Consider the following 20,297-nt stretch of genomic DNA (forward strand, 5'->3'; position numbering starts at 1 on the left):
TGCCTCCGGTTCATCGCGCCCTCTGATTGGCAGATGGGGGACGACGGGTCAATGGCGCGGGGAATCGTGCTATGCTTCGCTGCGGTCCGTACGGGAGGATAGTATGGCATTCGGAAGCGAGCATGACGCGGTGCGCGCCGTGGTGGTGGATTATCTGGAAGGGATGGTCTGGGGAGACGAGGAGAAGCTGCGGCGCGCCTTTCACCCCGGCGCGTTGCAGGTCGGCCATTTCGCCGAAACCTACGAGTTCTTTCCGCTGGAGGAGTTCATCCAGTGGATCAGGGACGAGGAAACGCAGCCCGCGGGCAGCACCTATGTGGCCGAGCTTCTTGCGATCGAGGTGACGGGGACGGTGGCGGTGGCCAAGGTGACCGACAGCTGTTTCGGGACGGATTTCACCGACTATCTGGTTCTGGTGAAGGACCGGCCCACACCGGACGGGCGGTGGCAGATCGTGACCAAGGCCTATCACGTCCATGCCGGGCGCGGATTGCCGCGCCGGTGAGGAGCGGTCAATGGCGGGTTGCGGGGACGCTGTCGCCCTGCCCTGCCGCATCCTCGAATTCCGTGCTGCCGGAGGCATAGATGGTGCGATTGTTGATCTGCCAGCGTCCGTTCAGGCGCGAGAGGGTCATGTAACTTATCAGCTCGCCCGCCGGATAGCGTTCGACCGTCTTGATGAAGGCGACGGGGCCGTTCTGGTCGAGTTGCACGATCTCGTACCGGCGGTTGACCTTGCGGCGCGGAATGGACATGCGGCGGCAGAAGTCGAGATATTCGGGCACGCCGCAGCGCACGAGGATTCCGTCCTGCTGGCCAGTGATCGTCGCGTCTGTGTGAAAGACGCTTCGGGCGAGTTCGAGGTCGCCGCGGATGATCGCCTCGACCATGTTATGCGCGACAAGTCGGAGTTCGATGTCGCTTTGCGTTCCGGAGTGACCCACGATGGCACCGGCCTATCAAACTGGTTTAACCTTGATGCGTCAAATCACCACAGGCCTATGCGAAAGTCAATGGAACGACCTTTGGCCTGCGGCCTCCGCGAAAGGTACAACCATAAACCTATACTAACGAGATATGCGATCGCCGGGTAATCCTGCAGGGAGCGGGACGCGGGCGAGTGTTGCCCCGCCCTGCAAAGGAAACGGCGAATATTTCTCGCAATGATAATCTCTGGCGGCGGTCAGACCTCTTCGCCCTCGTCCTCGTCCATATCTTCGTCCAGATGGGCGGTGCGGCCGCCCCCTTTGGCCGAAGTGACGACGCCGAGCGATTTGAGTTTGCGGTGGAGCGCCGAGCGTTCCATGCCGACGAAGCTGGCGGTGCGGCTGATATTGCCGCCGAAGCGGTTGATCTGGGTCAGCAGGTATTCGCGTTCGAAGACCTCGCGCGCCTCGCGCAGGGGAAGGGTTGCCATGGCACCGCCAAGGACGAGGCGGCCCGTGTCGCCTTCGGGTGTTTCCTGACCGGGGAGTTCGCGCGCCTCGATCGGGCCGGAGCCGTCGCCAAGGATCAGGACGCGTTCGATCACGTTGCGAAGCTGGCGGACATTGCCGGGCCAGGACATGGTCTGCAGCATCGCCTCGGCCTCGGTCGAGAGGGAGCGGAGAGGAAGGCCCTGCGTGCGGTGGAAGAGGTCGATGAAATGGCGCGTGAGGTCGGGGATATCCTCGCGCCGGTCCTCGAGGCTGGGCACGGAGATCGGGACGACGTTCAGGCGGTCATAGAGTTCCTGCCGGAAACGGCCCGAGGCGATTTCGGTCCGCAGGTCGCGGGTGGTGGAGGAGATGACGCGCAGGTCGACGCGGACCTTGTCGGTGCCCCCTGCCCGCGTGAATTGCTGTTCGGTGAGGACGCGCAGGATCTTCGACTGGGTGCCGACGGGCATGTCGGCCACCTCGTCGAAATAGACCACGCCGCCGTGGGCCTGTTCCAGCAGGCCCTTTTCCACCCCGCGCTCGGAGGTTTCGCGACCGAAGAGCACCTCTTCCATCCGTTCCGGTTCGATCGTGGCGGAGGAAACCGAGATGAAGGGGGCCGAGGCGCGGTTGGAATGGGCGTGGATGAAGCGGGCGGCCATTTCCTTGCCCGATCCGGCGGGGCCGGTGAGCATGACGCGGCCGTTGGATTTGGTGACCTTTTCCAGTTGCGCCTTGAGCGCCTTGAAGGCGGGGCTGGCGCCCAGCATTTCGGCCGAGGTCACGTCCTTGCGGCGGAGTTCGCTGTTTTCGCGGCGCAGGCGCGAGGTTTCCATCGCGCGGCTGACGACGACCATGAGCTGGTCGATGTTGAAGGGCTTTTCGATGAAGTCATAGGCGCCCTGCTTGATGGCGGCGACCGCGATCTCGATATTGCCATGGCCCGAGATGATGACGACCGGCACGTCGGGATTGTCGCGCTTGACCGTTTTGAGGATGTCGATGCCGTCCATGCGGCTGTCCTTGAGCCAGATGTCGAGGATCATCAGCGCGGGCGGTTCGGCGTTGATCTCGGCCATGCAGTCGTCGGAATTGCCGGCCAGACGGACCTGATAGCCCTCGTCCTTCAAAATGTCCGCGATCAGGTCGCGGATGTCTTTCTCGTCATCAACAATAAGGATGCTGCTCATTATCCCCCCTGTGCGGCCAATGCCGCGGGTTTGCGGGTGCGGACCTTGGGCGTGCGCGGCAGCCGGATTTCGGCCATCGCGCCCGCATGGTCATTGCCTTCGAAAACGGGTGCGTCGAGGAGGGCGAGGGTGCCGCCATGTTCCTCGATGATCTTCTTGACGATGGGCAGGCCAAGGCCGGTGCCCTTTTCACGGGTGGTCACGTAAGGTTCGAACAGGCGTGCGCGGTCGGGCGGCAGGCCGGTGCCGTTGTCCATGATGCGGATGACGGCGGCGTCGGGTTCGAGGTCGAAGGTGACGCGGATTTCGGGGCGGTGGCCGGAGGGCGCGCCCTTTTCGTGCAAAGTTTCAATCGCTTCGCCCGCGTTCTTGATAAGGTTTGTGAGCGCCTGACTGATCATCGTTGCGTCAAGCTCCATCACCACCGGCTCGGCGGGTAGCTGTTTGACGAAGGTCACGCCGGGCTGGCCGCTTTCCTGCAAAAGGACGGCGTCGCGGACCAGAAGGGCAAGGTCGTTCTCGCGCCGGTCGGGTTCGGGCATGCGGGCGAATTTGGAGAATTCGTCCACGATGCGGCGCAGGTCGTTGGTCTGGCGCACGATCACGTCGGTGTACTGGTCCAGATCGTCCGGTTCGGCCACTTGCGGGCGGAACTTGCGCTTGATCCGTTCGGCCGAGAGCGCGATGGGCGTCAGGGGGTTCTTGATCTCGTGCGCGATGCGGCGGGCGACATCGCCCCATGCGGCCATCCGCTGGGCGCTGACAAGGTCGGTCACATCGTCGAAGGCCACGACATAGCCTTCGAGGCCGCCTTCCTCGTTCCGGCGTTCGGAAAGGCGGACGAGCAGGCTTTCCAGCTTGCCCTTGCGGGTGAGGCGGACCTCTTCCTGCGCGGCGGGGCTGCCGCTGTCGAGGAGACGGTCGAAGAGCGGGCCGAATTCGGGCACGGCGACGGCAAGCGGCGTGTCGGCCCCTGCCCCCATGTCGAGCAGCCGTTCCGCTGCGCGGTTGGCAAAGTCGATGCGCCCGTCCGAATTCAGGCCGATCACGCCCGCGGTGACGTTGGAGAGCACCGAGTCGAACAGGCGGCGGCGGGCCTCGGTCTGGCTGTGGGATTGCACCAGAGCTTCGCGCTGGCCCTTTAACTGGCGGGTCATGTTGTTGAAGGAGCGGCCGAGCGAGGCGATCTCGTCCTCGCCGTCCTCTTCGCGGACTTGGATGTCGAGATTGCCTTCGCCGACGCGTTCTGCCGCCTCGGCCAGACGGCCCACGGGGCGGGCGAGACGTTCGGCGAACCACAGGCCCAGCCAGACCGCGGCAAGGATGAGGATCAGCGCGAAGCCGAGATAGAGCAGGCCGAATTCGAAGAGGAGCCGCCCGCGTTCGGATTCGAGCTGGTGGTAGAGCGCCACGGTTTCCCGCGTGCCGTCGAGCAGCGACAGGATCGAGCCGTCGACCGTGCGCGAGACATAGAGGTAGCGGTCGGCGAAGGCGTCGAGATGGACCAGCGCGCGGAATTCGTTGTTGGCCCAGTCCTGTATCAGAACCGTCTCGCCCGCGCGGGCGCGCTGGAGTTCCTCGGCCGCGGGCTGTTCGAAGTCGAAGAGGTAGCTGCGTTCACCGCGGGTCTTGAGCGTGCCCGCGCCGTCGATGAGGTATGCCTCTTTCAGGCCGCGCTGGATGGTGGCCTGTGCCTGCGTCAGAACGGGGCGCATCTGGCTGTCGTCGAGGAAGAACATCGACTGCTTGAAGAGGTTGACGTCCCGCGCAAGCGCCTCGGCATCCTCGATCAGGTCCTGACGGTGTTCCTGTTCATAGGCCTCGGCCGCCGAGAGGGAGGAGCCGACGACCGAGCGCACGCGGTCGGAGAACCAGCCTTCGAGGCCGAAATTCACCGTGATGACGGCAAAGACGGCGACGAGGACGGTAGGGATCAGGGCCACGACGGCAAAGACGAAGGTAAGCCGCATGTGGAGCCGCGATCCGGCCGAGCGGCTGCGCCGGTCCGCGACCATGCGGACGACGCGGGCCATGACGAGGGTGGCCACGACGAGGATATAGACGAGGTCGGCCAGAAGGATCAGGCGGAGCGAGGGGGAGTTCACACCCTGATTCAGCGGGCCGAGCGCGAGGAAGGTCGCCACCGCCAGAAGCGGGCCAAGGAACACCAGCCCGAAGGTCATGGTATTCTGGACCTGACGCTGGCGGCGCAGGCGGTTCAGCCGCGCCCAGGTGTTGCTGCCGATGCTGCGCTGCACGCGCGACCCACCCCTTCATCCGGCAGGACGATCCGTGCCCGCCGCCCACATCTTGTGGCCCGCCCCGCGGTGCGGCGGGGGGGACACGCTTGATGTTGCGGTTTTACATCAGCTTGCGGCGGCGTGTCACGCGGATATCGAGGTCGGTGATCTTCTTGCGCAAAGTATTGCGATTGATGCCCAGAAGGTCGGCGCATTTCGCCTGATTTCCCGCCGTGGCATCCAGCGCGATCTCGATCAGCGGCGTCTCCACCTCGCGCAGGATGCGCTGGTAGACGCCAGCGGGGGGCAGTTGGCCACCGTGCAGGTCGAAGTAGCGTTTCAGGTGGCGCGCGACAGAGGCGGAGAGTTTCTCGCCCTCGCCCCCGCCTTTGAGCGGTTCCATCGCGGGCTGGTTGCCGAGCACGGATTCCACCTCGGCCCGCGTGATTTCGGCCTCGGAGGAGGTGACCATCAGGCGGCGCAGGGTGTTTTCCAGTTGCCGCACATTGCCCGGCCAGGAATAGGCGCGGATCAGGTCGCGGGCATCGTTTGACAGGCGGCGCAGCGCGCCGAGATCGCGTTCGCCCTTTGCAAGGAAATGTTCGGCAAGAAGGGGGATGTCGTCCACCCTTTCGCGCAGAGAGGGGACGTGCAGGGTGACGCCGGAAAGGCGATAGAACAGGTCCTGCCGGAACTGCCCCCCCTCCATCCGCGCGGCAAGGTCGGTCTGCGATGTGGCCATGATGCGGGGCGCGTTGTCGCCGGCAAGGTCGAGCATCCGCACGATGCGGGCCTGCATGTCGTCGTCGTAATCGGCGACCTCGTCAAAGACCAGACTGCCGCCCCGCGCGCGCGACATCAGCGCCGAGGGGCCGTCCATACCGGCAAGGTCGGAGCCCTGCGCCACCACGAAGGGCTGGCTGCGGCGGTCGGAGAAATCGTGGATGGCCTTGGCGATCAGGCTTTTGCCTGTGCCGGATTCGCCGGTGACGAGGACGGCGAGGTCGGTGTTCATCACACGGGCGACAAGACGGTAGAGCGCCTGCATCGCGGGGGTGCGACCCACCAGCGGCAGGTCATCGCCCGCCTCGCGCGGTTGGGCGGGTTTCGCGGGGGCGCGGCGCTTCTGCTCCAGCGCGCGGGCGGAGCGTTTCATCAGGTCGGGCAGGTCGAAGGGTTTGGGCAGGTAGTCGAAGGCCTCGGCCTCGGCCGCCTGGATGGCGGTCATGATGGTGTTCTGCGCCGAGATGACGATCACCGGCAGGCCGGGGCGCATCTTGGAAATGCGGGGCAGCGCGTCCAGCCCGTTGCCGTCGGGCATGATGACGTCCGAGATCACGAGATCGCCCTTGCCTTCCTCGACCCAGCGCATGAGCGTCATGAGGCTGGAGGTCGCGTGGACCTTGCAGCCCGCCCGCGTCAGGGCCTGCGTCAGGACGGTGCGGATCGTGCGGTCGTCATCCGCGACAAGGACGGTTCCATCCATCAGGTCTTCTCCTTCTTGTCCTTCGGCACCATGGGCAGAGAGACGCGGAACACGGTGCGTCCGGGCACAGAATCCACGGAAATCCAGCCTTCATGGTCGGAAATGATCTTTGAAACGAGGGCGAGCCCGAGGCCCGTGCCGTTCTCGCGGCCCGAGACGAAGGGTTCGAAGATGTCGGCGGCGATGTCGGGCGGGATGCCGGGGCCGTCGTCGATGATCTCGATCTGCAAGGGCAGTGCGGCGGGGCGGCCATCCTTGCCGCGCAGGCGGAGCGAGAGGTCGTAGAATGTGTGCAGACGGATCGTCGTCCCCTCGCCCGCGCGCTGGCAGGCCTCGGCCGAGTTCTTGATGAGGTTGAGGAAGACCTGCATCAACTGGTCGGGATCGGCGAAGGTGGGGGGGAGCGAGGGGTCGTAATCCTCGGTGATCTGCATATGGGCGGCGAAGCCCACGAGGGCGGATTTGCGCGCGCGGTCGAGCGCGTCGTGGATGTTGACGGGGCGGCGTTCCGGCGGGCGCAGGTTGCCGAACTGTTCGACCTGTTCCAAGAGCTTTACGATGCGGCGGGTCTCTTCCACGATCAGGTCGGCCAGCTCGCGGTCTTCGGGGGCGAGGTTCATGCCCAGAAGCTGCGCCGCGCCCGAGATGCCCGCGAGGGGATTCTTGATCTCGTGCGCCAGCATCTCGGCCATGCCGATGGCGGATTTGGCGGCGGACTTCACACTCATGGAGCGACCCAGACGGTCGGCGATGTCGCGGGGCGAGATGATGAGGAGGATCACCTCGGCATTGTCGTGCATGGGGGCAACCTGGATGTTGCACTGCACGGGGGCGCGTTCGCCGGTCGTCACGTCCACGTCGTTGATGAACAGGGGCGACTGGTTGGCGCGGGCGCGGGCCAGCGCCTCGTCCATCGGGGCGTCGATGGCGAGACGGTCGAAGGCGGGCTGGCCCATCAGCGAGCGTGACGAGGCGTTGAGGAAAATTTCGCCCGCCGGATTTACTTCGGCGATCCGGTTGTCGGGGCCGATCAGCAGCGCGGGAAGCGGCAGCGAGGCCCAGACGACGCCCGGAACCGGGTATGGCGTGCGGTAGGGGGTCATGCGGCCACCCGTTTTCGGCCCGTATCGGCAAAACCCGCGCGGATCAGGCGCAGGACGGTCGCGGGATCGTCCGAGGTAAGCATGGCATGGCGCGGCGCATCCCCTTCGACGCTGTCGAGATACCAGCCCAGATGCTTGCGCGCGCAGCGCAGGCCGAGCGCGGGGCCGTAGAAGGACAGCATCGCCTCGTAATGTTCGGCCACCAGATCGGCGAGGGCCGCGCCTTCGGGGATGACCGGTGCGGGCGTGCCGTAGAGGGCATGGGCGATTTCGGCCAGCCGCCAGGGCGCGCCCTGCGCGCCGCGGCCCACCATGACCCCATCGGCACCCGAGAGCGCGAGGGCCTGGCGCGCCGTGGCGGCATCGACGATGTCGCCATTGGCGATGACGGGGATCGACACCGCCTCTTTCACCCGCGCGATGGCGGCCCAGTCGGCAGAGCCCTTGTAGAACTGGCAGCGGGTGCGGCCGTGGATGACGATCATCCGCACCCCTGCCCCTTCGGCCCGCCGCGCGAGGTCGGGCGCGTTGAGGAGCCTGTCATCCCAGCCGAGGCGGGTTTTCAGCGTGACGGGCAGGTTGACCGCCTTGACCACCGACTCGATCAATTCCAGCGCAAGGTCCAGATCGCGCAGGAGGGCCGAGCCGCAGAGGCCCGTGGTGACCCGTTTCGAGGGGCAGCCCATGTTGATGTCGATGATGCGCGCGCCATTCGCCTCCATCAGCCGTGCGGCTTCGGCCATCCAGTAGGGATCGCGTCCGGCAAGCTGGACCGAGGTGGCCTGTTCGCCAAAGCCCAGTTCGGCGCGGGCGCGGGCTTCGGGCTGGGCCTGCACGACCTCCTGGCTGGCCACCATCTCGGACACGACGAGGCCCGCCCCGAACCGCGCCACAAGGCGGCGGTAGGGAAGATCGGTGATCCCCGCCAAAGGCGCGAGGAGGACCGGCGGGGAAATCGTCTGGGGGCCGAGGCAGAGGGACAATTGCCTTTTCCTTGTGCGAATGGGTTGGTGTTGGGCCTGTCCGGTCGCAAAGCCAAGCACGGACGGTGGCAATATGGCTGAAAAACTGGCGTTGCACAAATTTTGGGCATCTTTGCCCGTATGCGCGCCAGATTGTCAGGCGGGGCGGTGTGGCGTAGGGAAGGGAAAAGCGCAAGGGAGAGTTGGGGCCATGACGACCGCAGCCGTGATCGTCGCCGCCGGGCGGGGCAGCCGCGCGGGGGGGGATGTTCCCAAACAGTGGCAAATGCTGGCGGGCCGTCCCGTGCTGGCGCATACGGTCGATGCCTTTCGCGGCGCGGTGGACCGGATCGTGGTGGTGATCCATCCCGACGACCGCGCGCGGGCCGGTGACGTTGCGGGGGGCTGTCTGCTGGTCGAGGGGGGCGCGACGCGCGATGCCTCGGTCCGCAACGCGCTGGAGGCGCTGGCGGAGTCGGGCGTGACGCGGGTTCTGATCCATGACGGGGCGCGGCCTCTGGTCCCGCAGGCGGTGATCGGGCGGGTGCTGGCGGCGCTGGAGGGCCATGCGGGCGCGGCCCCTGCCCTGTCGGTGACGGATGCGCTGTGGCGGGGCGATGCGGGGCTGGTGGCGGGCACGCAGGACCGCGCGGGGCTGTGGCGGGCGCAGACGCCGCAGGGCTTCCGGTTCGATGCGATCCTTGCCGCGCATCGGGCGCATGGCGGGGGCGCTGCGGATGATGTCGAGGTGGCGCGGGCGGCAGGGCTTGACGTGGCCATCGTCGAAGGGGATGAGGCCAATCTGAAGGTGACCTTCGCGGGCGATTTCGCGCGGGCCGAGGCAGTTTTGAAGGGGCGCGGCATGGATGTGCGGCTGGGGAATGGCTATGACGTGCACGCCTTCACGGCGGGGGACCATGTGTGGCTCTGCGGGGTGAAGGTGGCGCATGACAAGGCGCTGCTGGGTCATTCGGATGCCGATGTCGGGATGCATGCCCTGACCGACGCGATCTATGGCGCGCTGGCCGAGGGGGATATCGGGCGGCATTTCCCGCCGAGCGATCCGCAATGGAAGGGCGCGGCAAGCCATATCTTCCTGCGCCATGCGGCGGAACTGATGCGCGGGCGGGGCTATGAACTGGGCAATTGCGACGTGACGCTTGTCTGCGAGCGGCCGAAGATCGGGCCGCATGCGGCGGCGATGCAGGCGGCGCTGGCGGGCATCATGGGGGTCGATGCGGGGCGGGTGAGCGTGAAGGCCACCACGTCGGAACGGCTGGGCTTTACCGGGCGCGAGGAAGGCATTGCCGCGCTGGCGACGGCCTGTCTGGTGCGGGCATGATGCGGGCGGTCGCCACCTTCTTCGGGGTCGGGCTGCTGCGTCCCGCGCCGGGGACGTGGGGGTCAGCAGCGGCGGTTGCGCTGGGGCTGGGGATCGACCGGTTCGCGGGATTTCCGGGATTGGCGGTGGCAACCTGCGTGGCGCTGGGTGCGGGATTTGCGGCCTGCAAGGCGGTCTGCGGCCCCGGCGAGGACCCGTCCGAGGTGGTGATCGACGAGGTGGCGGGGCAATGGATCGCGCTGCTGTTCCCGTCCTTTGCCCTCTGGTGGCGGGATTTCGACGGCTGGATGCCCTATCCCGGCTGGGTCGCGGCCTTCGTCTTTTTCCGGCTGTTCGATATCTGGAAACCGGGCCCCGTGGGGTGGGCCGACCGGCGCGGTGACTGGGCCGGGGTGATGTGGGATGACGTCATCGCGGGGGTGATGGCGGGTGTCTGCGTGATGATTGCGGCGGGTGTGGCGCACGGGCTTCTGATGGGGTGAGGCGGCTATGGCAACGGCGGCAGAGGTCTTGCAGGCGGCGCGCTATTGGGGTGTGCGGATCGCGACGGCGGAAAGCTGCACCGGAGGGCTGATTTCCGGCGCGCTGACCGACGTGGCCGGATCGTCCGACGTGTTCGACCGCGGCTTCGTCACCTATTCCAACGCGGCCAAGCGCGAGATGCTGGGGGTCAGGACCGCAACGCTCGAGGCGCATGGCGCGGTGTCTGAGGATGTGGCGCGCGAGATGGCCGAGGGGGCGCTGGAGCGTTCGGCGGCGCAGCTGGCCGTGGCGGTGACGGGAATCGCCGGACCGGGCGGGTCGGAGTTCAAGCCCGAGGGACGGGTCTGTTTCGGGTTGGCACAGGCGGGAAAGCCGACGCTGGTCGAGACTGTGGAATTCGGGCCCATCGGGCGGGGCAAGGTGCGCGCGGCGACCGTGGAGCATGCGCTGGCCCTGTTGGCGCGGGCGCTGGCCTGAGGTGCGGGCCGGAGCACCCTGTACGGATCAGACCCTCGGCCCGTGAAGTTCCGCCGCGCGGCGTTCGAAGGCGCGCACGACGCGCTGCATGGCATCATTGAAGACCACGCCGATGATCCCTTGCAGGATCGCGTTGCGGAATTCGAAATCGACGAAGAATTCCACCTCGCAGCCGCCCTCGACATCGCGGAAGGCCCATGTGGATTTCATGTGCTTGAAGGGGCCGTCCAGATATTCGGTGTCGATCTTTCTCAGGTCAGGCCAGAGTGTGACGCGGCTGCCGAAGCGTTCGCGGAACACCTTGAAGGAGATCACCAGATCGGCCTCCATCACCTCGGACCCGTCGGGCATGGCCTTGCGCGAGCGGATGCGCGCGGCGGAGTTCCACGGCAGGAATTTGGGATAGGACGCGACGTCCGCCACAAGGTCGTACATCTGTTGCGCCGTATAGGGCAGGCGTTTGATTTCGTGATGGGTGGGCATGGGCAGGCGCCTGACCTTCGTGACAGTCTGCCCCGTATTGGTTAGAGCTTGGGAGGAAATCAAGGGGGGCAGGATGTCAGAGCGGCCATATGTCATAGACCAGATGATCAGCGCCAAGGCCATCGCGGCGCGGGTCGAGGCGCTGGCCGCCGAGATCACGGCGCATTATGCGGGTACCGACAAGCTGGTGGTGGTGGGGCTGCTGCGCGGGTCCTTCGTCTTTATCGCGGATCTGGTGCGCGAGATCGACCTGCCGGTGGAGGTCGATTTCCTCGAGGCGTCGAGCTATGGCGATGCGATGCATTCCAGCCGCGAGGTGCGCATCCTGAAGGACCTGCGGGGCGAGATAGCGGGGCGGGATGTGCTGGTGGTCGAGGATATCGTGGATACCGGTTTCACCCTGCATCACGTGAAGAACCTGCTCTTGAGCCGCGAGCCAAAGCGGCTGGAGGTTTGCGCGCTGCTGGACAAGCCGTCGCGGCGCGAGGTGGACATCAAGGCGACCTGGACGGGGTTCGAGATTCCCGACGAATTCGTGGTGGGCTACGGCATCGATTTCGCTCAGCGCAACCGCAACCTGCCCTATATCGGCAAGGTCCGCTTCACGGAGTAGCGCGTGACACCGATCTGGCTGATCCGCATGGCGCGCTGGGCGCGCAATCCGCCCTCGCCCGCGCGGGTGAAGCTGGTGGTGGGGGTGATTGCGCTTTGTCTGGTGGTCTTCGGCATCGAATGGCTGTTCGGCTGGCCCGAGGCATTGACCCCGCAAAAGGTGAAACCCTGAGGTCATCGCGACTTCGTCACTGGCCCCGCCGCGCAGGGCTGCGCTAGGCTGGCGGCGTTCTGGAGCGAGGTTTTGCAATGCGCGTTCTTCCGGCCCTTTCGGTTATGGTTCTGGCGGCGGCTGCGGGGGGATGGTGGATCACCGCGCCCGATCCCCTGCCGGCATCCACCTTTGACGGGTTGGCAGGTGATCCGGCGCGGGGCGAGACGGTCTTTGCCGCTGCCGGTTGCGCCTCGTGCCATGTGGCACCGGGCGCTGCGGAGGGGGCGGAGCTTGTGCTCGCGGGCGGGCAGCGGTTTCCGTCGGATTTCGGCACATTCGTCGCGCCCAACATATCGCCCTCGGCGTCCGGAATCGGGGGCTGGAGCGTGGCCGATCTGGGGAACGCTCTGATGCGGGGCGTGTCGCCGGAGGGGGCGCATTACTACCCTGCCCTGCCCTATGGGTCATACGCGCGGATGCAGCCGCAGGATGTGGCGGATCTCCACGCCTATATGCAGGGACTGCCGCCCTCGGATGCCGCGAGCCAGCCGCACGAGATCGGCTTTCCCTTCAGCATCCGACGCACGCTGGGCGTCTGGAAGGCGCTGTTCCTGACCGATGGATGGGTGATGCAGGGCGATCTGTCGCCCGAAGAGACGCGAGGGCGCGAGATCGTCGAGGCGCTGGCCCATTGCGGCGAATGCCACACACCGCGCAATGTGCTGGGCGGGGTGGATATGTCGCGCTGGCTGGCGGGCGCGCCGAACCCGTCGGGCGAAGGCAATATTCCCAATATCACGCCTGCCAAGCTGCGCTGGTCGCAGGGCGAGATCGTGACCTACCTGACGTCGGGCTTCACGCCCGAATATGATTCCGTCGGCGGGCACATGGCACATGTGGTGGAAAACATGGCCAGCCTGCCCGAAAGCGACCGGCGGGCGGTGGCGGCCTATCTGGCACGGGTTCCCGCCGCCGAATGATGGCGGGGGGCATCTGCTCTTCTGCTTGTGATTGCGGGGAATCCCCATACGTGGTAGCCCTGTAAAAAAACAGAGCAGCATGGTGTATCCAATGAACAGGCATTTCGGCGGCGCGCTGGCGCTGCTTTTTCTTGCATCACCCGTTCCGGCGCTTTCCCAAGGTCTGGAAGGCATGAGCTTCAACGGCGGGTTGGAATTCGAACATACGCGGCGCAACGGGGCGTCGGGGACCAATCTGTCGGGCGAGTTGTTCCTGCGCTATGAGGGCGGGTTGGGGTTCGAGCTGGGCGGGGACATCGACCACGATCTGGAGACGGGGACCGACCGGTCGGTGCCCTATGTGGCGCTGAGCTTCGGGATCGGGCCGGGCGAGCTGGCGGTCGGTGCGCCGCAGCCGGTGGCGGACATGATGGTGAAGATCCCCGATTTTGCCGGCATCCGCGAGTTGCAATGGGGCTATGACCAACGCACCACTTCGGTCGTCAGCGGTCTGGCCAAGGCCAATGGCGAGCAGGTCTATGGCGCGCGGCTGACGGCGGAGTCGGGCGCGCTGAGCTATGGCGCGTCGGTCCATCGCCTGACGGATACGAGCGGGCTGTTCTGGCAGATGGCCGGACAGTACGAGATGGGCAGCGGGACCGAGATCGAGGGCACGGTCGAGGGCGAGGATGGCAATCTGGCCGTGACGGTCGGGGCCAACCATCAGGCGGGCCAGTTCGACATGGGGCTTTACCTGACCAGCCAGCGGATCATCGGCACGACCGAGGCGGCGAGCGCCTTTGTCGGCTATTCGGTCAGCGATGCCCTGACGGTGCGCGGGCATGTGCGGGCCGAAGGGGGCGCGGTCGATGGCAATATGATCGGGGTCGAGGCGGAATATGGCTTTGGCAACGGTGCCTATGCCCAGTTCGGCGCGGCGGACGGGAACAACACCAGCATGACGCTGGATGCCTCGATCGGGTTCGAGTTCTAAGGGAAGAACGGCCTGCAAAGCATTGAAAAGGGTCGCGAAAATCGCGGCCCTTTTTGTTGGTTTCGACGCGGTCAGCCGCGGCCGAGTTTCGCGTTGCGCGCGTCCCTCAGGCGGGCAAAGTCATCGCCTGCATGATAGGACGACCGCGTCAGCGGCGTGGCAGAGACCATGAGGAAGCCCTTGCCATAGGCGGCCGTCTCATACCCTTTGAATTCGTCGGGGGTGACGAAACGGGCGACGCGGTGATGTTTCGGCGTGGGTTGCAGATATTGCCCGATGGTCAGGAAATCGACATCCGCCGCCCGCATGTCGTCCATCACCTGAAGCACGGCCTGCCGGTCCTCGCCCAGACCGACCATGATGCCGGATTTGGTGAACATGCCGGGGTCGAGTTCCTTGACCTTCTGCAAGAGCCGAAGCGAGTGGAAGTAGCGCGCGCCGGGGCGCACTTCGGGGTAGAGGCCGGGGACGGTTTCAAGGTTGTGGTTGAAGACGTCGGGCCGTGCCTCCACCACCGTTTCCAGTGCCGAGGGCGGGCATTTCAGGAAGTCGGGCGTCAGGATCTCGATCGTGGTGTCGGGCGAGCGGTGGCGGATGGCGCGGATGGTCTGGGCGAAGTGGTCCGCCCCGCCATCTTCCAGATCGTCGCGGTCGACACTTGTGACGACCACATGCTTCAGGCCGAGCTGTTCCACAGCATGGGCCACACGGCCGGGTTCGAAGGCGTCGAGCGTTTGCGGCTTGCCGGTGGCCACGTTGCAGAAGGTGCATCCGCGGGTGCAGATTTCGCCCATGATCATCATGGTGGCATGGCCCTGCGACCAGCATTCGCCCACATTGGGACAGCCCGCCTCTTCGCAGACGGTGACAAGCTTCTTTTCCCGCAGGATGTCGCGCGTGGCCTTGTAACCCGCCGAGGTGGGCGCCTTGACGCGGATCCAGGCCGGTTTCTTCGGCTGTTCATTGTCGGGGCGGTGCGCCTTTTCGGGGTGGCGCTGGTCGGGCAGCTTGAGGTCGCGCAACGGGTCATCCTCCCTTTCGGCGTGAGACAGACATAAGCGCGTTGCGCGGCAGGTGCAACGCGACTTGGTGCCGTGGCGGCATGGCGAACGGATGCAGGGGATGGAATTGATTCATGTCATGCAGCGCGATTGGCTGCTCTGACAGGGTGGCGAAAGGAATACGGGAGATTCGCCGAAATGACGCTGGCCGGACTGACCATCGCGCTGATGCTTCTGCTGCTGACGCCGGGACCGACCAATACGTTGATGCTGCTGGCGGGGGCCGAGCGGGGGCTGCTGCGGTCGCTGCGGCTGATTCCGGTGGAACTGGCGGCCTATCTGGCGGTGATTGCGCCGCTGGCAATGCTGGCCGAGGCGCTGGCTGGACAGATCGGGGTGTTGCGACCTGTGGTTGCCACGCTGGCGGGGCTGTGGGTGCTGTTTCTGGCGTGGAAGATGTGGCACCGCGAGGAGGCTTCTGCACGGGACGGCACCGTCACGGCCGCGCGTCTGGCCGTGACCACGCTGTTGAACCCGAAGGGGCTGGTGATGGGGCTGGTGCTGCTCCCCGCCGCGGGGGCGACGGGGGCTGCCTTCGCGGTGCTTGCGCTGTGCGTCGTGGCTGTTGCCGGTTTCTGGGCCTTTCTCGGCTGTTGCCTGCCGGGGGCCGAGGATGGCGAGGGGTTTCCCCCTCTGGTCGCGCGGGTGGCCGCGGTCTGGCTGGCGGCGCTGTCGGTGATCATCGTGGCGGGCGGCTTTACCGCCTGATCCCTAGCCGATCACCGAGCGCCCTACCCTTTCGTCATAATGCCGCTTGAGCCGCTGGAGCGCGATCCGCAGGACGATCTTGCCCGAACGCGCGGCCCAGCCCATGCGGCGTTCGGTGGTTTCGATGCCTTCCAGAAAACAGCAGACGCGCAAGGCCACATCGGCCAGACCGGGGCCAAGGTCACGCAGCGCCTCGGCCACGCGGTCACGCGCGGCGCGGGGGCCGTCGGCGATGCCGCTGTCGGGGCCGAAGCTGCCGCGATCCCCTGCCGCGAGGAAGCGGTCCCAGTTCTGGGCTACGCGCGGGCCCATCTGGGCCAGTTCGAAATCCTCGCGCAGGCGTTCGGCGATGCGGACGAGGTCATGCGACAGATAGGGCTTTCCGTCGCGGTCGAGCTTGCGGCCAAGCGCGGTGACAGGGCTTTCGGCTGCGTTATAGCGCAGGCGACGCGGGCCGTCCCCCGCGGGCGCGTCGCGTTCGGCCATGTCGCGATGCTGGGAGGCGTAGATGAACTGTGCCTCGCGTACGCCACCCGCGCGCATCTCGTCCTCGGCCAGCAGGCGGCGGAGGGCTCCGCGACCGGCAGAGGTGATGCGGTAGGCGGCAACCTTGCCCGGGCGATCGCAGGCGATCCAGTCCTTCAGGGCGAAGGCTTGCGCGATGTTGCGTTCGACCACGCAGAGGCGCGACTGGCGGCCGTCGGGCTGTTCGCGCAGGACCACGGCGCGATCGAGTTCGCTGGAAATGGCTAGCACCGAGCCGGGTTCGGCAAGTCGGCGCAGGACGCGGCGCGCCTCGGCGGCGAGGGTGGCGGCATCCTGCGGCAGGGCATCGGGGCGGGGATGGGCGGTCATGGCGGTGTTGTCCTTTGGGGACGCGCCCCCCTGCCCCCGACCCGCGCCCGCGGCACCGCGCAGCGCGTCGAGCGCCGCGTCAACCAGAGGGTCGTCACGGCGCGTCTCGCATTGGCGGACCTGACGCAGCACGGTCGAGGCCGCCACGCCATCACGGCGGGCAAGTTCGCGCAGCGAGGTGCCACCGGCGGTATGGTCAAGATAGTGGCGCACCGAAACGGGCAGCCATTGCGGCAGGGTATCGGAAACAGGGGGCAGCGTCGGGTGATGCATGTCTTGTCCTTCTCGCGCCCCGTTCAACAGGCCGGACAAGGCCGAAGCCGCGTCCGGTTGCCGGAAAATTAATGAATAACGGGCCGCAAACCGAGAATTGTTGCCCGAGTGTCAACAAAAACTTACACCTGCGCGCGCAACTCTGCAACTGCGCGCAACGCAGGGTTGCGCACCCCTAGGCTGGAAACGTCCAGTTCAGGAGGTTGCCATGTCCCGTCGTTCCGCCCTTGCCCAGACCCCGAACGTGCCCGAGAACATGCCGACAGACCGGCGTCCGCGGCTTTTGATGGCAGCGGCGCGGCACGGGTTGATGGAGTATCGCAGGGACCGTGACCTGCCGCGCCTGCTGCGCGGCGAGACACCGAAGGGAGGGGCCGTTCTGGAGCGGCTGGTGGCGCTGGAGGCCGAGACCGAGGCCGCGCGGCGCGAGGGGAGTCCGCAATGGAACAGCGTGCGCCATGTCGAATTGCTGATCGCGCTTCTGGCCGAACAAAGGTTGCGCGGGCTTTAGCCATGTATGCGCCCCCCGACCGGCGGGGGGCGCGGAGGGATCAGATGAAGGCGTCCGGCATGGAGGCCTTTTTCTTGGCCACATATTCGTCCAGCGATTCCCGGATGCCTTCGTCCAAGGCGGGTTGCTGGTAATCGGCCAGCTGCTTTTTCACCCGTTCGTTGGCCAGTTGCATCGTATCGCGGCTGCCTTCTTCGGCCCATGTCTCGAAGGGTTTGTAGTCGAAGAGGTCCGACCGCCAGAAGGCCGATTTGAAATTGGCCTGCGTGTGCTCGCAGCCCAGATAGTGGCCGCCCGGACCGACTTCGCGGATGGCGTCCATGCCCTGCCCGTTCTGGTCCATGAAGATGCCCTGCGCCAGATGGTGCAGCGTGCCGAGCTGGTCGGCATCCATGACGAATTTCTCGTAGGAGGAGACCAGCCCGCCTTCCAGCCAGCCGCAAGCGTGGAGCATGAAGTTCACACCCGCGAGCAGTGCCATGTTCAGGCTGTTGGCGGTTTCATAGGCGGCCTGCGCGTCGGGCAGTTTCGAGCCGCAGAAAGACCCGCCCGAGCGGTAGGGCAGACCCAGACGGCGGGCAAGCTGCCCTGCGCCATAGGTGATGTGTGCGGCTTCGGGGGTGCCGAAGGTGGGCGCGCCCGAGTTCATGTCGATGGAGGTCACGAAGGCCCCGAAGATCACCGGCGCGCCCTTGCGGATGAGCTGGCTGTAGGCCACGCCCGCCAGAACCTCGGCCAGGACCTGCGTCAGGGTGCCTGCGACCGTCACCGGCGCCATGGCCCCGCCCACGATGAAGGGCGACACGATCGCGGCCTGGTTCGCCTTGGCATAGACTTCCAACGCGCCCATCATGATGCTGTCGAAGGTGAGCGGCGAGTTGATGTTGATGAGCGAGGTCATCACCGTGTTCTGGTCGACGAAATCCGACCCGAACAGGAGTTTTGCCATCTCGACCGAATCCTCGGCGCGGCTGGGTTCGGTGACAGAGCCCATGAAAGGCTTGTCGGACAGCGTCATATGGGCGTGCAGCATGTCGAGGTGACGCTTGTTCACCGCCACATCGGTCGGCTCGCAGACCGTGCCGCCCGAATGGTGCAGCCATTTGGACATGTAGCCCAGTTTCACGAAGTTGCGGAAATCCTCGATCGTGGCATAGCGGCGGCCGCCTTCCATGTCGCGCACGAAGGGCGGGCCGTAGACGGGGGCCAGAACCAGATTGCGCCCGCCGATATCGACGTTGCGGGCCGAGTTGCGCGCGTGCTGGGTGAAGGTCGAGGGCGCGGTGGCACAGAGTTTGCGCGCCAGACCGCGGGGGATGCGGACGCGTTCGCCCTGCACGTCGGCACCGGCATCCTTCCAGCGCTTCAGCGCCTCGGGGTTCTCGGGGAAGTTGACGCCGATTTCCTCAAGGACGGTTTCGGCGTTCCATTCGATGATTTCGAGCGCCTCGTCGTTGAGGATCTCGAAGTTGGGGATGTTGCGCTGGATGAACTTCGCGGTGTCAAGGCTGACCGCGGTGCGTTCCGCCCGCCGTGCCGAACCGCCGCCGCCGCGCACCCGACGTCCTGCCCCTGCTGCAACATCCATGTCGCTCATCGCTGTCTCCATGCCTTTGCGCCGCCGGAAAAGGGCGCATCCTTTGACCCGCTTATGCGCCCAAATGAGGGTAAGCCGGTCGCCGAATCCGGCGCTTGAGGTGCAAAAACGACATGTCGGGAAACGGCCAGCGACCTTGCCGTCGCAGCAGGTGCGGAAGCGGGCGTGCGCCGCCGCGACGGCGCGCGCCCGTCCTGTGTCAGGGGGCTACGGTGACCTTGGCCATGTAATCCGGCGCGTCGACGGCGCCGTTTGCGTCGGGATCGCCCTTCTTGATGGCGTCCACCACCTCCATCCCTGCGATGACGCGGCCCACGACGGTGTATTGCCCGTCGAGATGCGGCGCGGGGGCGAACATGATGAAGAACTGGCTGTTGGCCGAGTTCGGGTCCATCGAACGCGCCATGCCCACGACGCCACGGTCGAAGGTCGCGGCCGAGAATTCGGCGGCGAGGTCGGGTTTCGTCGACCCGCCCATGCCCGCCTGTGCCAGATCCCCGCCGTTGCGGCCGAATTCGACATCGCCGGTCTGGGCCATGAAGCCTTCGATCACACGGTGGAAGACCACGCCGTCATAGGCGCCTTCCTGTGCCAGCGCGGTGATCTGGGCCACATGGGCGGGGGCAAGGTCCGGCGCCATGTCGATGGTGATGGTGCCTGTGGTGGAACCCGCCACCTCGATCACCAGATTGGGGCCGGGGCCGTCGGTGGCGTCCTGTGCGGTGGCGGTCTGGGACAGCGCGAAGCCGCCAAGCGCGGCAAGGCCGAGCGCGAAGAGCCCCCCTGCGATCAGACGGTCACGCGACATCGGCGGCCACCCGGACGGTGATCATGCGGTCGGGGGTCGCCGGCGGCTCGCCCCGCGTGATCTTGTCGACATGGGCCATGCCCGAGATGACGCGGCCATAGACCGTGTACTGGCCGTTCAGGAAATGGTTGTCGGTGAAGTTGATGAAGAACTGGCTGTTCGCGCTGTTCGGGTTCATCGACCGCGCAGCCCCCAGCGTGCCGCGGTCATGCGGGATGCGGCTGAATTCGGCCGGCAGATCGGGATAGGACGACCCGCCCGTGCCCGCGCGGCGCAGGTTGAAGTTGTTTTCCATGTTGCCGTTTTCCACATCGCCAGTCTGGGCCATGAAGCCCTCGATCACGCGGTGGAAGGCCACGTTGTCATAGGCCTTGTCGCGGGCAAGCTGCTTCATCCGTTCGCAATGCTTGGGGGCGATGTCGGTGAGAAGCTCGATCACCACCTCGCCGTCTTTCAGCGTCAGGATGATCGTGTTCTCGGGGTCTTTGATCTCGGCCATGGGGGTTCCTTCGGGTTTCTTGATGCGGGGAACCTAATGGCGCGGGCGGGCCAAGGAAAGGGGTGTGCGTTCCCGCGCGGTT

The 20,297-nt window shown here is 66.1% G+C and carries 22 protein-coding genes; 10 read left to right on the forward strand and 12 right to left on the reverse strand.

Annotation, left to right across the window (positions count from 1 at the left end; all coding sequences use genetic code 11):
* Positions 1 to 103 precede the first annotated feature (103 nt).
* Positions 104 to 505: a nuclear transport factor 2 family protein gene (locus GU927_RS11250; RefSeq protein ID WP_161762544.1), complete on the forward strand. Its 402-nt coding sequence runs from the start codon at positions 104 to 106 to the stop codon at positions 503 to 505.
* 7 nt (positions 506 to 512) lie between these two features.
* On the opposite strand, the gene GU927_RS11255 is transcribed toward GU927_RS11250, so the two are convergent.
* The 6 genes from GU927_RS11255 to dusB form a co-directional block, all read right to left on the reverse strand.
* Positions 513 to 944: a nuclear transport factor 2 family protein gene (locus GU927_RS11255; protein WP_161762545.1), complete on the reverse strand. Its 432-nt coding sequence runs from the start codon at positions 942 to 944 to the stop codon at positions 513 to 515.
* Between the two features lie 239 nt (positions 945 to 1,183).
* The gene (gene ntrX, locus GU927_RS11260; protein WP_161762546.1) at positions 1,184 to 2,608 is read right to left on the reverse strand and encodes a nitrogen assimilation response regulator NtrX; all 1,425 of its coding nucleotides are present in this window, start codon (positions 2,606 to 2,608) and stop codon (positions 1,184 to 1,186) included.
* Positions 2,608 to 4,866: a sensor histidine kinase NtrY-like gene (locus tag GU927_RS11265; RefSeq protein WP_161762547.1), complete on the reverse strand. Its 2,259-nt coding sequence runs from the start codon at positions 4,864 to 4,866 to the stop codon at positions 2,608 to 2,610. The genes ntrX and GU927_RS11265 overlap by 1 nt, the downstream gene beginning before the upstream one ends.
* Positions 4,867 to 4,969: 103 nt before the next feature.
* A complete protein-coding gene (locus GU927_RS11270; RefSeq protein ID WP_161762548.1) occupies positions 4,970 to 6,334 on the reverse strand; it encodes a response regulator in 1,365 nt (454 codons plus the stop codon).
* Entirely contained in the window at positions 6,334 to 7,437 is a 1,104-nt protein-coding gene (locus GU927_RS11275; protein ID WP_161762549.1) for a two-component system sensor histidine kinase NtrB, read from the reverse strand. Before GU927_RS11275 ends, GU927_RS11270 begins: the two co-directional genes overlap by 1 nt.
* Positions 7,434 to 8,420, reverse strand: a complete 987-nt coding sequence (dusB, locus tag GU927_RS11280) for a tRNA dihydrouridine synthase DusB (RefSeq protein WP_161762550.1) — start codon at positions 8,418 to 8,420, stop codon at positions 7,434 to 7,436. The genes GU927_RS11275 and dusB overlap by 4 nt, the downstream gene beginning before the upstream one ends.
* Before the next feature lie 190 nt (positions 8,421 to 8,610).
* On the opposite strand from dusB, the gene GU927_RS11285 reads away from it, so the two are divergent.
* Genes GU927_RS11285 through GU927_RS11295 form a run of 3 tightly spaced genes read left to right on the forward strand, consistent with a single transcriptional unit; the run spans position 8,611 to position 10,701 of the window.
* Entirely contained in the window at positions 8,611 to 9,741 is a 1,131-nt protein-coding gene (locus tag GU927_RS11285; RefSeq protein WP_161762551.1) for a bifunctional 2-C-methyl-D-erythritol 4-phosphate cytidylyltransferase/2-C-methyl-D-erythritol 2,4-cyclodiphosphate synthase, read from the forward strand.
* Positions 9,738 to 10,223 carry a phosphatidylglycerophosphatase A family protein gene (locus GU927_RS11290; RefSeq protein ID WP_232489199.1) on the forward strand — a complete coding sequence of 162 codons (486 nt, stop codon included), beginning with the start codon at positions 9,738 to 9,740 and terminating at the stop codon, positions 10,221 to 10,223. The genes GU927_RS11285 and GU927_RS11290 overlap by 4 nt, the downstream gene beginning before the upstream one ends.
* Positions 10,224 to 10,230: 7 nt before the next feature.
* Positions 10,231 to 10,701: a CinA family protein gene (locus tag GU927_RS11295; RefSeq protein WP_161762552.1), complete on the forward strand. Its 471-nt coding sequence runs from the start codon at positions 10,231 to 10,233 to the stop codon at positions 10,699 to 10,701.
* A 27-nt stretch (positions 10,702 to 10,728) separates the two neighbouring features.
* On the opposite strand, the gene GU927_RS11300 is transcribed toward GU927_RS11295, so the two are convergent.
* Positions 10,729 to 11,184 (reverse strand): type II toxin-antitoxin system RatA family toxin, encoded by a 456-nt coding sequence (locus GU927_RS11300; RefSeq protein WP_161762553.1) that lies wholly within the window; start codon positions 11,182 to 11,184, stop codon positions 10,729 to 10,731.
* 73 nt (positions 11,185 to 11,257) lie between these two features.
* Here GU927_RS11300 and hpt point away from each other — a divergent pair, with 73 nt between their 5' ends.
* From hpt to GU927_RS11320, 4 genes are all read left to right on the forward strand, one after another.
* Positions 11,258 to 11,797 carry a hypoxanthine phosphoribosyltransferase gene (hpt, locus tag GU927_RS11305; RefSeq protein WP_161762554.1) on the forward strand — a complete coding sequence of 180 codons (540 nt, stop codon included), beginning with the start codon at positions 11,258 to 11,260 and terminating at the stop codon, positions 11,795 to 11,797.
* 3 nt (positions 11,798 to 11,800) lie between these two features.
* Entirely contained in the window at positions 11,801 to 11,968 is a 168-nt protein-coding gene (locus tag GU927_RS11310; RefSeq protein ID WP_217765600.1) for a hypothetical protein, read from the forward strand.
* 77 nt (positions 11,969 to 12,045) lie between these two features.
* Positions 12,046 to 12,930 (forward strand): c-type cytochrome, encoded by an 885-nt coding sequence (locus GU927_RS11315; RefSeq protein ID WP_161762555.1) that lies wholly within the window; start codon positions 12,046 to 12,048, stop codon positions 12,928 to 12,930.
* 91 nt (positions 12,931 to 13,021) lie between these two features.
* A complete protein-coding gene (locus tag GU927_RS11320; protein ID WP_161762556.1) occupies positions 13,022 to 13,903 on the forward strand; it encodes a hypothetical protein in 882 nt (293 codons plus the stop codon).
* 71 nt (positions 13,904 to 13,974) lie between these two features.
* Here the strand turns inward: GU927_RS11320 and lipA are convergent, their stop codons facing one another.
* A complete protein-coding gene (gene lipA, locus GU927_RS11325) occupies positions 13,975 to 14,925 on the reverse strand; it encodes a lipoyl synthase (RefSeq protein WP_161762557.1) in 951 nt (316 codons plus the stop codon).
* Positions 14,926 to 15,102: 177 nt separating this feature from the next.
* Between lipA and GU927_RS11330 the strand changes: the two genes are divergently transcribed.
* The gene (locus tag GU927_RS11330; RefSeq protein ID WP_161762558.1) at positions 15,103 to 15,672 is read left to right on the forward strand and encodes a hypothetical protein; all 570 of its coding nucleotides are present in this window, start codon (positions 15,103 to 15,105) and stop codon (positions 15,670 to 15,672) included.
* Between the two features lie 3 nt (positions 15,673 to 15,675).
* On the opposite strand, the gene GU927_RS11335 is transcribed toward GU927_RS11330, so the two are convergent.
* Positions 15,676 to 16,800 carry a DUF6456 domain-containing protein gene (locus GU927_RS11335; RefSeq protein ID WP_161762559.1) on the reverse strand — a complete coding sequence of 375 codons (1,125 nt, stop codon included), beginning with the start codon at positions 16,798 to 16,800 and terminating at the stop codon, positions 15,676 to 15,678.
* A 208-nt stretch (positions 16,801 to 17,008) separates the two neighbouring features.
* Between GU927_RS11335 and GU927_RS11340 the strand changes: the two genes are divergently transcribed.
* Positions 17,009 to 17,311 carry a DUF6477 family protein gene (locus GU927_RS11340; RefSeq protein ID WP_232489200.1) on the forward strand — a complete coding sequence of 101 codons (303 nt, stop codon included), beginning with the start codon at positions 17,009 to 17,011 and terminating at the stop codon, positions 17,309 to 17,311.
* 40 nt (positions 17,312 to 17,351) lie between these two features.
* Here the strand turns inward: GU927_RS11340 and GU927_RS11345 are convergent, their stop codons facing one another.
* The 3 genes from GU927_RS11345 to GU927_RS11355 all read right to left on the reverse strand — a co-directional run bounded on the left by GU927_RS11345 (position 17,352) and on the right by GU927_RS11355 (position 20,215).
* Entirely contained in the window at positions 17,352 to 18,899 is a 1,548-nt protein-coding gene (locus tag GU927_RS11345) for a trimethylamine methyltransferase family protein (protein ID WP_161762680.1), read from the reverse strand.
* Between the two features lie 208 nt (positions 18,900 to 19,107).
* Entirely contained in the window at positions 19,108 to 19,716 is a 609-nt protein-coding gene (locus GU927_RS11350) for a peptidylprolyl isomerase (protein WP_161762560.1), read from the reverse strand.
* Positions 19,706 to 20,215 (reverse strand): peptidylprolyl isomerase, encoded by a 510-nt coding sequence (locus GU927_RS11355; RefSeq protein WP_161762561.1) that lies wholly within the window; start codon positions 20,213 to 20,215, stop codon positions 19,706 to 19,708. Before GU927_RS11355 ends, GU927_RS11350 begins: the two co-directional genes overlap by 11 nt.
* Between the last annotated feature and the right edge of the window lie 82 nt (positions 20,216 to 20,297).

The sequence above is a fragment of the Paragemmobacter amnigenus genome, from assembly GCF_009908265.2.
GTDB lineage: Bacteria > Pseudomonadota > Alphaproteobacteria > Rhodobacterales > Rhodobacteraceae > Paragemmobacter > Paragemmobacter amnigenus.